The 10,378-nt window shown below is 69.1% G+C and carries 8 protein-coding genes; 6 read left to right on the top strand and 2 right to left on the bottom strand.

Features of this window, described 5'->3' with window-relative positions; translation table 11 throughout:
• Positions 1-60: 60 nt before the first annotated feature.
• Complete coding sequence (locus tag ABWO17_RS17110) at positions 61-1,758, bottom strand: glycosyltransferase family 2 protein (protein ID WP_353120690.1); 1,698 nt, start codon at positions 1,756-1,758, stop codon at positions 61-63.
• Positions 1,759-1,889: 131 nt separating this feature from the next.
• Here ABWO17_RS17110 and ABWO17_RS17105 point away from each other — a divergent pair, with 131 nt between their 5' ends.
• A complete protein-coding gene (locus ABWO17_RS17105) occupies positions 1,890-3,692 on the top strand; it encodes a glycosyltransferase (RefSeq protein WP_353120688.1) in 1,803 nt (600 codons plus the stop codon).
• A 53-nt stretch (positions 3,693-3,745) separates the two neighbouring features.
• A complete protein-coding gene (locus ABWO17_RS17100) occupies positions 3,746-5,044 on the top strand; it encodes a glycosyltransferase family 2 protein (protein WP_353120687.1) in 1,299 nt (432 codons plus the stop codon).
• A 166-nt stretch (positions 5,045-5,210) separates the two neighbouring features.
• On the opposite strand, the gene ABWO17_RS17095 is transcribed toward ABWO17_RS17100, so the two are convergent.
• Positions 5,211-5,801 (bottom strand): TrmH family RNA methyltransferase, encoded by a 591-nt coding sequence (locus ABWO17_RS17095; RefSeq protein ID WP_353120685.1) that lies wholly within the window; start codon positions 5,799-5,801, stop codon positions 5,211-5,213.
• Positions 5,802-6,275: 474 nt separating this feature from the next.
• On the opposite strand from ABWO17_RS17095, the gene ABWO17_RS17090 reads away from it, so the two are divergent.
• The 4 genes from ABWO17_RS17090 to ABWO17_RS17075 all read left to right on the top strand — a co-directional run bounded on the left by ABWO17_RS17090 (position 6,276) and on the right by ABWO17_RS17075 (position 10,321).
• The gene (locus tag ABWO17_RS17090; protein ID WP_353120691.1) at positions 6,276-7,682 is read left to right on the top strand and encodes a sodium:proton antiporter; all 1,407 of its coding nucleotides are present in this window, start codon (positions 6,276-6,278) and stop codon (positions 7,680-7,682) included.
• A 330-nt stretch (positions 7,683-8,012) separates the two neighbouring features.
• Entirely contained in the window at positions 8,013-8,627 is a 615-nt protein-coding gene (gene cbiM, locus ABWO17_RS17085) for a cobalt transporter CbiM (RefSeq protein ID WP_353120683.1), read from the top strand.
• Between the two features lie 9 nt (positions 8,628-8,636).
• Positions 8,637-9,434: a cobalt ECF transporter T component CbiQ gene (gene cbiQ / locus ABWO17_RS17080; protein ID WP_353120681.1), complete on the top strand. Its 798-nt coding sequence runs from the start codon at positions 8,637-8,639 to the stop codon at positions 9,432-9,434.
• Entirely contained in the window at positions 9,431-10,321 is an 891-nt protein-coding gene (locus ABWO17_RS17075) for an energy-coupling factor ABC transporter ATP-binding protein (RefSeq protein WP_353120679.1), read from the top strand. Before cbiQ ends, ABWO17_RS17075 begins: the two co-directional genes overlap by 4 nt.
• Positions 10,322-10,378 lie beyond the last annotated feature (57 nt).

The raw sequence follows: 10,378 nt of genomic DNA, 5'->3' as shown, positions 1-10,378 counted from the left end.
GGAAACCTTTTCCAAAAGGTTTCCTCCCCCGCCCCGATTCTCTTTCTTCTCCATTCTTTTCTATAGTCCCCTCGCTTCCACATCCGCCAACAGGGCGGCGTGGTCGTGCTGGCGCAGGGTATCGAAGTCGGGGCGGGTGTAGCGGTACTGAAGCTTGTACATGTTGGCCCAGGCATTGGAGAACTGGGCGGGATCGGTCCAGGCGGCGCGGCCGGTGCGCTTCATGTGGCGCACGGCCAGATGGCCCTGATAGACGGGCAGGTCGCCACGCAGGCTGCGGCGCAGGTCGTGTTCCAGATCGTCATACTGGCTGGGGGCATAGCGCAGGTCGAAGGGCCCCACGGCGTCGAACACGGCGCGGCGGAACAGATGGCAGCAGCCGGTCACGGACACGCACGGGCGCTGGTAGGAGAACTGGCCGAAATCCAGTTCCTGCAAATGCAGGTCGGAGACGGAGAACCGGCGACGGTAACCGGGGGCGTTTTCCGGCGCGGCGGCCATGTCGCCGCCGGGGTCCAGATGCAGGTCCACGGACTGGAGCAGCATGGGCACCGAATGGTCCACCACGCGGCAGCCGTAGACGTTGGCGGCGGGGTGGACGGTCATGGCGGCACCGAACAGACGCAGCCAGTCCGTCGGCACGGTGGCGTCGTCGTCCAGAAAGGCCACCCAGTCGCAGGCGCGCACTTCCGGCAGGGTCAGCAGCCAGTTGCGGGCGGGGGGCGCGCCAATGTTCAGCGGCAGGGTGACAGTGTGCAGCCGCTCACCCAAGCGACCGGGAGCGCGTTCGGCCCAACGGGCCAGCACGTCGGGGGTGGCGTCGGTGCAGCCGTTGTCCAGCACCACCACGCGGGCGTCGCCAAGGTCAGACGCGGCAATGGAGGTCAACGCCTCGTCGATGCACTCGGCCTTGTTCCAGGTGTAGAACAGCACCGCGCCGCGCCCGGCGGGCAAATCGCCCGGCAGGTCGCGGCCCCGCGCCACATCGTCGAGGCGCAGCAGAAGATTGATCTGCCAGGGGCGGATGGCGGCAGCAGCACGCCACAGGGCAAGGGCGCCGTCGCGGTCGCCCGCGCGGTAGAGAGATTCGGCGTGGCGCGCCTTCCACGTGGGCAGCGGCAGGGCCTTGCTGGCGGCAGCGTACAGGGCGGCGGCACCAGCCATGTCGCCGCGCGCGAAGGCCACGTCGCCGCGCAGGGCGGCGACCACGGGCGCGGGAACGTTCCCCCCATCGCGGGTGCTGGAGGGCAGTCCGGCCAACCACGTATCCAACCACTGGTGACGGGCCTCGGTCATGCCCACCACCAAGGCCTGCCGCAGCCAGAAGGTGTTGCCCGGCTGGGCGCGGCGCTGGCGGTCCAGCAGGCGGCACGAGGCGTCGGCATCGCGCTGCTGGAGCAGTTGCACCAGTTGGCGCACCTCGGCATCCGGAGGGGGCACGTCCAGCGAGGCCAGCAGTTCCGCCACCCGGAACACCGGCGTGGGCAGGAAGGGCCGGGCCTTGTGCAGCGCAACCAGTTGGCCCGCCGTGCGCCCATCCAGCGGGTCAGCTTCCCAGGCGGCGCACAGGGCGTCGGCCCCCAGCGCGAGCAGGTCGGCGGAACCGTATGCGGCGCCTTCCGGCGTGTTCATGGCCGCAAGGGCCATCTCGGCAATGCCGACAAGGTGCAACTGCCCCACCCCGCCCTTGAGCAGGGCAGCGGCGAGGTCGCGGGGCAAATCGCGCCAGCGGGGACGGGCAAGGGCGGGAGAGGTCACGGGGGCTCCGGCAGGTTCAATTGACATTCCGGGCGTTACCGCCCACAGTGCCGCATCGGTCGATCCGTACGCCGCAATGGCCGTGCGTTTCGGCGCGTTGTATCCCGCCAACCCGCATCCCCGCAACACGCATGGCGCATCCGCACGGCATTCCCGCACCCCATCCGGCCCAGGCCGCAACGCTGCTGGCAACCCTCATGGATCGCGTGCCCCTGTGGGAATGCGGTGCCATGGGCGCGGACAACCAGTTCCGGCTGGCGCGCGGCGCCATCGAAAACGCGGGGGGCGACCCCGGCGTGGTGGCTGCCGGGGTGGGCATGGCCCTGTGGGGCTGGCGCGACAACCCGCTGGACACCCGCCTTGCAGCCCTGTTGCGCGCCATCATGGAGGACGCCCCGCAGGCGTTCGCCCCGGAACTGCGCACGCTGGTCACCAGCCTGCACGAGCGGGTGCGCGTGCCCGCCGATTTCGACGCACTGGATGCGGCCCTCAACGGGCATGGCGGCCCGGCAGCCGCCCCGGCGCGGGCCATGCTGGATGTGGTGCTGCCCCGACTGGCCGACCCGGCCCACGGCCTGTTCTGGCTGGCGCGCGGGGTGGACTGGTGCATCCGCCACGAAAACTCCGTGGGCGCGCGCTCGGACGAAGCCGCAGCCCCGGCGCCTCCGGTCGCGGATGCCGCCACGCTGGAAACCCTGCTGCGCGCCGCCCTGTCCACATCGCCGCCCCTGCCGGAAGCCGTGGCCCACAGGCTGCGCGCCGAATGGGCCGTGCGACGGCTGGACCCCGCCGAGGCCCTGCGGCGGCTGGACGAGATGGCGGGACAGGACGCTGCCCCCACTGGCGCATCCCCCTTTGCCCCGTGGTACGCACTGCGCCGCGCCGAACTGCTGGTCCAATTGGACAGGCCGGGACACGCTTCCGACGCCGCCGCCCTGCTGCTGCCCCTGTGGCGCGAGGCCCCGTACCATCCCAATCTCACCCTGGCCCTGCACGAACTGCTGCACCCGCTGCCCGCGCCCCCCGCAGACGCAGCCCCCCCCGCCATCCTGCTGTATAGTTGGAACAAACGCGACCTTGCGGCGCAGACCCTGCGCTCGCTGCGCGCGTCGGGCTTTCGCGACGCGCCGGTCTTCGCGCTGGACAACGGTTCGCAGGACGGCACGGAAGACATGTTTCGCGCCATGGCGGCGGACTGGGGTTCGCCATTCACCGTGGTGCGCCTGCCGGTGAACGTGGGCGCCCCGGCCGCCCGCAATTGGCTGCTGTCCCTGCCCGACGTGCAGCAGCGCGACCATGCCGTGTTCCTGGACGACGACGTGCTGCTGGACCCCGACTGGCTGGACGGCCTGCTGGCCGTGGCCCACGCCCGGCCCGGCTGGGGGGCCATCGGCTGCGCGGTTACCGACCACACCCCGCCGCACGCGCTGCAATGCGCCGACTTTTTCGCCCTGCCGCCGGACATGGGCACCCGCAGCTTCGCCGATCTGGACGAACACTGGCACATTCACGGCAACTCGGCGGGCAGCGCGGACACCCTGCTCACCGCCTACACCCGGCCCTGCCTGTCCGTTTCCGGGTGCTGCCACATGGTTTCCATGGCCTCGGTGCAGCAGGTGGGCGCGTTCGACGTGCGCTTCACCCCCAGCCAGTTCGACGACCTGGAACGCGACATCCGCTGTACGCTGGGTGGGTTGCCGGTGTGGTACGCGGGCACGGTGCGGGTGCGCCACATGCAGCATTCCAGCCTGCGCCAGGCCACCAGCCGGGCACGCAGCGCGCACATCTTCGGCAACCGCATCAAACTGGAGCACCTGCACCCGGCGAACAAGGCCAGACAGGCGCGCGAGGCATCCACCGCGCTGGCCCGGCAGGACCTGCTGCGCAAGGCCACCGCGCTGGCGTCCGCCTTGCTCGCCCCGGGCGCCGGGTAGCCGCCACCTCTCTCACCTGCTGCACCGCGCCCCGCGCGCACGAGTCCCATCGCATGACCGCAAAAGCCCCCCTCGTCTCCGTCATCATCCCTGCCTGGAATCTCTGGGACCTCACGCGCGGCTGCCTGGAAAGCCTGCACGCGCATACCCCCGGCGGCGTGCTGGAGATCATCGTGGTGGACAACGGCTCCACCGACGCCACCGCCAGCGACCTTGAGCCGCTGGGGCACGCCCTGTTCGGCGAGCTTTTCCGGCCCATCCGCCTGCCGGAAAACAAGGGCTTCGCCGTGGCCAGCAACCTTGGTGCGGCACAGGCGCGTGCGGGCAGGCTGCTGTTCCTGAACAACGACACCCTGGTCACGCCCGGCTGGCTGCCGCCCCTGCTGCGCGCGCTGGACGACGACACCCGGCTGGGGGCCGTGGGGCCGCTGCTGCTCTACCCGGATACGGACAGGGTGCAGCACTGCGGCATCGCCTTCACGCCGTCGCTGTCCACGGAGCACCTGTACGCCAACTTTCCGGCGGCGCACCCGGCGGTGGCCGCGCGGCGTCCGTTGCAGGCCATCACCGGTGCGGCCCTGCTCATGGAACGCGGCCTGTTCGCGGACTGCGGCGGCTTCCACGATGGCTACCTGAACGGCAGCGAGGACCTGGAACTGTGCTGGCGCATCCGCGAACGGGGGCTGAAGGTGGCCTGCGTGGCGGAAAGTCGGGTGTACCACCTGGAAAGCCGCACCCCCGGACGCCGCGACCACGACGCGGCCAACGCCGCCCGGCTCAACCGGCGCTGTTCCGGCTGCTTCGGGCCGGACCTGCACAAGCTGGCCAGGCGCGACGGCTTCGAACTGGCCCTGACCCCGTGGCTGGAAACCTACCTGACCCTGCCGCCCGCGCGCGAGGCGGAGCTGCTGGCGGACCACGCCGATTTCGAACCCGGCAGATGCTGGCAGGCCTTGCAGGCCGACCCGCTGTGGCCGTCCGGCTACGAACTGCTGGCCGCGTTTCTGGAAAAACACGGCAGGTATCTTGAAGCCTCGGGCGTGCGGCTGCTGCACTGCTACTTCTTTCCCACCCTGCCGGGCTACCGCCGCCTGGCGCTTGTGGCGGCGCAGGCGGGCAACCCGGACCTTTCCGGACAGGCGGCCCGCAAGATCGAGCATGTCACCGGCCTGCTGGAAGACCCGGAACCGCTGGTGCGCAAAGCACGCGGGCTGGCCCGCTGGGCACGGCGCGCGGGCGAGCGCGAGGTGGGCGCGCTGTACGAAGGGTGGCTGACCGACCTTGGCCTGCCGCTGGAAGGCGACGGCCCGCATGACGGCCCGAATGACGGACCGGATGACATGGACGGGTAACGCGGGCGAATGACACGACCGGCCTGCCGGGCCAGGGCGACTGGCGGACGCCCCGGTACCAGCCCCGGCGACGGCCCATGCCGCATCCGCCAGACACGACGGCGGCGCACCCGGAACCATCCGGATGCGCCGCCGTCGCGTTTGCGGGACAACGTTTTCTCGCCCGCTACTTCTCCGTCCAGGCCGCTATGCGGGCCTCCAGTTCCTCTTCGGGATAGGAAGGCCGGTCGTACATGCCCGCCAGCACGCGCTGGCGCGAGGCTTCGGCCAGCAGCACCGCCGCCGCCACCGACACGTTGAAGCTCTGGATCATGCCGTACATGGGGATGTACACTTCGCCGTCCACCAGATCCACCAGTTCCTGGGCCACGCCGGAATGCTCGTTGCCCATGATGATGGCGGTGGGCTGCGTCATGTCGTAGTCGCCCAGCGGTTTGGCAGCCGGGGTGCAACTGGTGGCCAGCACGCGGTGTCCGCCTTCCTTCAGGGTGCGCATCAGGCTTTGCGCATCGGAATGGCGCACCGTTTCCACCCACTTGCGGGCGGATGCCGACGACTTGCGACCCAGCACGGGAAAGGCGGTGTCGGTGTAGTACAGGTGCACCTGGGCCACGCCGAAGGCGTCGCAACTGCGGTAGATGGCCGAAACGTTGTGCGGGTCGTGGATGTTGGCCAGCACAAGGGTCAGGTCCTTCTGCCGCCAGCCGAGAACGCGGCGGATGCGTTCCATGCGCCGTGGGGTTATCTGTGGTGCCATGCGTATGCCGGTGGGTTTCTGGAGGTTGCCGGGGGCGCCGAAGCGCGGGGCACCTGTGTACCCCCCTTCGGCCCAAAAGTCACCTTCCAGCTTGACCAATCAAACCGTGTTGTTCCATAACCGGAGCGAAGCGTTGCTCGCATCGGCGATGCTGGCGCCTCACTGGTCCGCACGGGCGGGGCGGTACCTTCCGCCGGTTGCCCAACTGCAACGCCGACGCGAAAGGCCACTGTTGATAAGATGGCACACTCCCGTTACTACAGGCGTTGGCGCAGGACCGCAGTCCGCCGCGCCGTGTGACAGGGCAGCACCATGAACCGTCCGGATGCGCCCGCCGACACGAAAGGGACGGATCAGCTCAACGAATTCATCCCGGCCAACGACACCCTTGTCGCCGTGCCCCGGCCGGACGGAATCCATACAAAGAGACGCCAAGGAGGCTCCCCAGTGAAGACCCAGATCCAGAAGACGGTCATGGCCCTCGCGGCCGCCGTCGCCACCATGCTCCCGGGCATGGCGTTCGCCGCCGGTGCAGGTGCGCCGCACCTCGACGGCGCGCTGCTTGGCGGCCTGTGGGCGGTGCCGTTTGCCTGCATGCTGCTGTCCATCGCCGTTTTTCCCCTGGTGGCGCCGCACTTCTGGCACCATCACTTCGGCAAGGTCTCCGCGTTCTGGGGCCTGGCCTTCCTTGTGCCCTTCGCCCTCAAGTTCGGCGCCTCGCTGGCCCTGTACGAAGTGCTGCACACCCTGCTGCTGGAATACATCCCCTTCATCATCCTGCTGTTCGCCCTGTTCACAGTGGCGGGCGGCGTGCGCCTGACCGGTTCGCTGGTGGGCACCCCCATGGTCAATACCCTGCTGCTGGCCATCGGCACTGTGCTGGCTAGTTGGATGGGCACCACCGGCGCCGCCATGCTGCTGATCCGCCCGCTGCTGCGCGCCAACGCCCACCGCAAGTTCAAGGTGCATTCGGTGGTGTTCTTCATCTTTCTGGTGGCCAACATCGGCGGTTCGCTGACACCGCTGGGCGACCCGCCGCTGTTCCTCGGCTTCCTCAAGGGCGTCTCGTTCTTCTGGACCACCGTTCACCTGCTGCCGCCCATGCTGCTGGTTTCCGTGCTGCTGCTGGCCGTGTTCTTCGCGCTGGACACCGTGCTGTTCGGCAAGGAGGGCCGCCCCGTGCCGCCGCAGCAGGACAGCGGTGAAAAACTGGGCCTGGAAGGCCGCGTGAACCTGCTGCTGCTGGGCGGCGTGGTGGCTGCGGTGCTCATGAGCGGCTTCTGGAAGCCGGGTGTGGAATTCGTCGTGTACCACGTGCCGGTGGAATTGCAGAACATCGTGCGCGACATCGTCCTGCTGGTCATCGCCGGGCTGTCGCTGAAGCTGACCGACCCCGTATCGCGCATCAAGAACGATTTCAGCTGGGGCCCCATCGCGGAAGTTGCCAAGCTGTTCGCGGGCATCTTCGTCAGCATGATTCCGGCCATCGCCATCCTGAAGGCGGGCGAGAGCGGCGCGCTGCGCTCGGTGATCCAGATGGTGACCCACGACGGCCAGCCGGTGAACGTCATGTACTTCTGGCTGACCGGCCTGCTGTCCAGCTTCCTGGACAACGCGCCCACCTACCTGGTGTTCTTCAACACCGCAGGCGGCGATGCCGCGCACCTGATGCACGACATGGCCCAGACGCTGCTGGCCATTTCCGCCGGTGCCGTGTTCATGGGCGCCAACACCTACATCGGCAACGCACCCAACTTCATGGTGCGTTCCATCGCAGAAGAGCAAGGCGTGAAGATGCCCAGCTTCTTCGGCTACATGGCCTGGTCGTGCGGCATCCTGGTGCCTTCGTTCATCCTGGTGACGCTGGTCTTCTTCATGTAGCGCCACGCACCGCATTGTCGGGTAACGCCGCCCCCGCATGCCCCGCGCGTGCGGGGGCGGTTTCCGTTGGAACGGCCACGGGGGGGGGGGGGTATGCGTCGCCCGCACGCAACCTTCGGCATTCCTGCATTCGCTACCATCCCGGAGCCTGCGGCACGCTCGGCAGGCACCGCTGGCCCGGATCATCGCCCGGTGTATCCGCCCCCCGGCACTCCCTGCGGATTCGTGGCACGTTGACGCTCCATGTGCCATCTGCTACCCCTTTCGGCACGCCCGTGACGCCGGATTTTCCGCGCGCCGCGACGGGCGCGCAGACAGCGCGAGGCATGCATGCACATTTCGGAAGGGGTGCTTTCTCCGGCGGTGCTGGGCGCGGGCGCGGCGCTGGCCGCCCTTGGCGTCACGGCGGGCCTGAAGCGCCTGGACTATGATCGCCTGATGACCGTGGCCATCCTGTCCTCCGCCTTTTTCGTGGCCTCGCTGATCCACGTGCCCATCGGCCCTTCCAGCGCCCACCTCGTGCTCAACGGGCTGCTGGGGGTCATGCTGGGCTGGGCCGCCTTTCCCGCCATCTTCGTGGCGCTGGCGTTGCAGGCGCTGCTGTTCCAGTTCGGCGGGCTTACCGTGCTGGGGGTGAACACCTTCAACATGGCCCTGCCGCCGGTGCTGTGCTTCTACGTCTTCCGGCCCATGCTTTCCGGCCCGTCCCGCCTGCGCGGGGGGGCGGCCTTTGCCTGCGGTTTCCTGTCCGTGGGCGCATCCGCCCTGCTCACCGCCGTATCCCTGGGGCTGTCCGGCGAGGCGTTCATCCCCGCCGCACGGGCGCTGATGCTGGCGCACATCCCGATCATGATCGCGGAAGGCGTGGTGACGGCGCTGGTGGTGTCCTTCATCGCGCGGGTGCGGCCCGAGATGCTGGTCTTCACCTCCACGGCGCACGGCTAGCGGCGCTTCGTGCTGGACGAACCCTTCAGCCGGGGCGCCTCGCGCCTGCACCGGGCAGACCCGCGCTGCAAGCTGGTGGCCGCGCTGGCCGTTGCCGTGTGCGTGGCCCTGTTGCGCTCGCCCGGCCCGGCTATTTTGGCCCTGTTGCTGGGCACTGCCCTGTGCACCTGGGCCCGCCTGCCCCTGCCCCGCCTGCTGCGGCGGCTGGCCGCCGTGAACGTGTTCGTGGCCTTTCTGTGGCTGTTCCTGCCCTTTTCGCTGCCCGGCGCGCCGCTGCTGCGCATCGGCCCCTTTCCCGGCCTGCCGGACTGGCTGGCCCTGACCGCCACAGGCGCGGGCGTAACGCAGGCCGTGCTGGTCACCCTGAAATCCAACGCCATCGTGCTGGCCTTCATCGCCCTGGCAGGCACCTCGGACATCACCGCCGTGGGCCATGCCGTGGCCGGGCTGGGGCTGCCGGACAAGCTGGCGCTGCTGCTGCTGTTCACCTGGCGCCAGTTGCACGTGGTGGCCCAGGAATACCACCGCCTGCGCACCGCCGCCAAAGTGCGCGGTTTCATCCCCGGCACCAACGCGCACACCTACCGCACCTACGCCAACCTTGCGGGCATGGTGCTGGTGCGCAGCTTTGACCGAGCCGAGCGCGTAGGGCAGGCCATGCGCCTGCGCGGTTTTGCCGGGCGCTTCCACATGCTGGCCGAACCCGCCGGACACCCCGGTGACCGCCCGCTGGCCGCCGCCATCATCCTGTGCGCGGTCACGCTGCTGGCCGCCGACATCCTTCAGCCCCTTACCGGACTGCCATGAGCACCGCCGCCACCCCGCCCGACAACGGACAGCCCTGCCCCACTGCCTCCAGCCATGTGCCCAGCCACGAGCATGACCACGATGACGAACACGCGCACGAAAGCGGGCACGGGCACAAAAACGGGCACGGACACGACCATCCGCATCCCCATCCCGACACCGACGCCGCGCCGCCACTGGCAGCCGTACAAGACATCCATTTCACCTATCCCGGCAGCGCGGACCCGGTATTGCGCGGGGCCTCGCTGGCATTGCGCCCGGGGCGGCGCATCGGCCTTCTGGGCCACAACGGCAGCGGCAAGTCCACCCTGCTGCTCCTGCTCATGGGGTTGTTGCGGCCACAGTCCGGCCACGTGCTGCACCACGGCGTGCCCCTGACTCGCGAGGCCGACTTTGCGCCGCTGCGCCGCGAGGTGGGCTTTCTGTTCCAGAATTCCGACGACCAGCTGTTCTGCCCCACCGTGCTCGAAGACGTGGCCTTCGGCCCACTGAACCACGGCGCATCCCCCGCACAGGCCCGCCACGTGGCCGAGGCCACCCTGGAACGGCTGGGCTTTGCCGGGTTCGCCAGCCGGGTTACCCACCGCCTGTCCGGCGGCGAAAAAAAGATGATCGCCCTGGCCGCCGTGCTGGCCATGCAGCCGCAGGCCCTGCTGCTGGACGAGCCCACCAACGACCTCGACCCGCGCACCCGCGACCGGCTCATCGCCATCCTGGCCGCGCACAGCCCCACCCACCTGATCATCTCGCACGACTGGGACTTTCTGGCCCAGACCTGCGACAGCTTTCTCAGCGTACGGGACGGCATCGTCCGCATCGCCACCCATACGCCCCACACCCACGTGCACACCCACACCGGCGGCGATGTGCACCACCATCACGGGTAAAAGCAACTGCAATGCAAACGGGGGAAGGGGAGAAGACCCTTTTCCAAAAGGGTCTTC

Origin of the sequence: Nitratidesulfovibrio sp., from assembly GCF_040373385.1 — a bacterium.
In the GTDB taxonomy this organism is placed as follows: Bacteria; Desulfobacterota; Desulfovibrionia; order Desulfovibrionales; family Desulfovibrionaceae; genus Cupidesulfovibrio.
Note: the sequence above shows the minus strand (reverse complement) of the source record. Positions and strands in the feature narration are given on the sequence as shown.

Bases quoted from the DNA above. Each gene is read 5' to 3' on its own strand.
- ABWO17_RS17090 (WP_353120691.1), top strand. From the start codon at position 6,276: ATGGCCCTCGCGGCCGCCGTCGCCACCATGCTCCCGGGCATGGCGTTC.
- ABWO17_RS17100 (WP_353120687.1), top strand. From the start codon at position 3,746: ATGACCGCAAAAGCCCCCCTCGTCTCCGTCATCATCCCTGCCTGGAAT.
- ABWO17_RS17075 (WP_353120679.1), top strand. From the start codon at position 9,431: ATGAGCACCGCCGCCACCCCGCCCGACAACGGACAGCCCTGCCCCACT.
- ABWO17_RS17095 (WP_353120685.1), bottom strand. From the start codon at position 5,801: ATGGCACCACAGATAACCCCACGGCGCATGGAACGCATCCGCCGCGTT.
- cbiM (WP_353120683.1), top strand. From the start codon at position 8,013: ATGCACATTTCGGAAGGGGTGCTTTCTCCGGCGGTGCTGGGCGCGGGC.
- ABWO17_RS17105 (WP_353120688.1), top strand. From the start codon at position 1,890: ATGGCGCATCCGCACGGCATTCCCGCACCCCATCCGGCCCAGGCCGCA.